Consider the following 1,145-nt stretch of genomic DNA (forward strand, 5'->3'; position numbering starts at 1 on the left):
TTTTTGCGGCATGCCGCAGTTCGTCCTCCGTATGGGTCGCCATGAGGGCGGCCCGGAGCATGGCATGGTTTTTTGCCACGGTAGGGTAGCGGATGGCGGAGATATAGATATTTTTTTGCCGCAGGGCGGTGGCGGCCTTGAGGGCCAGTTCCTCATCGTGGAGGACGATGGGCACAATGGCAGTTTCGCTGTCAGCCTCAATGCCATGCTCCTGCAACGCCTGACAGAAAACGCGGGTATTTTTTTGCAGTTTCTGTGCCATTTCCGGCTGTTCTGCCAGCAGATGCAAGGCCTGACCGGCGGCGGCAAGAACTGCCGGTGACAGGCTGGTAGAAAAAATGTAGCTTCTGGCCGTATTCCGAAGATAATCAATCAATAGCTGACTGCCGCAGGCATAGCCGCCCTCTGCGGCCAGTGCCTTGGACATGGTGCCCATGAGGATGTCAGGCTTTTCCGTCAGGCCGAAATGCTCCGCAATCCCCCGGCCCGTCCTGCCGATAACACCGGTGGAATGGGCCTCGTCCACCATCGTCAGCACATGATATTTTTTTGCCAGCTCCATGATGCGGGGCAGTCTGGCAATATCCCCGTCCATGCTGAACACGGCATCAGTTACAATCAAACCCTGACAGCCGGCGTACTCCTGCAGTTTTGCCTCCAAATCCTCCATATCATTGTGGGCATAAATCACGGTCCTGGCATGGCTCAGGCGACAGCCGTCAATAATGCTGGCATGGTTTTTTTCATCGCTGAAAATAATGCTGTCCTTGATGCCCATAGCGGAGATAATGCCCACATTCGCCATGTAGCCGGTGTTAAAGATAAGGGCGGCTTCTGTTCCCTTGAAATGCGCCAGCTTCTGCTCCAACTGGTTGTGCAGGGGCAGGGTGCCGGTGGTCAGACGGGAGCCGCCGGAGCCGGTGCCATAGCTGTCTGCGGCACTTTTGGCGGCGGCTATGACGTCGGGATGGTCGATTAAGCCCAGGTAATCGTTGGAGGCCAGCAGTAGATGCTCCTGACCGTTGCAGGTGACATGTGCTGACTGGGCGGAGGAAATTTCCGTGGTGGTGCGGTAAAGATGCCGCTTTTTTTTGTCTGCCAGAATATCCTCGTATATCTGCCACGGATTTTTAATGGCATTCTGC

The 1,145-nt window shown here is 55.5% G+C and carries 1 protein-coding gene; it reads right to left on the bottom strand.

Annotated elements, in window-relative coordinates:
• Positions 1-1,145, bottom strand: a 1,145-nt coding sequence (bioF, locus tag ACI3UA_RS04695) for an 8-amino-7-oxononanoate synthase (protein WP_439723673.1), incomplete at both ends; no start/stop codon positions are given.

Origin of the sequence: Anaerovibrio sp. (assembly GCF_051866355.1) — a bacterium.
Classification (GTDB): domain Bacteria; phylum Bacillota; class Negativicutes; order Selenomonadales; family Selenomonadaceae; genus Anaerovibrio.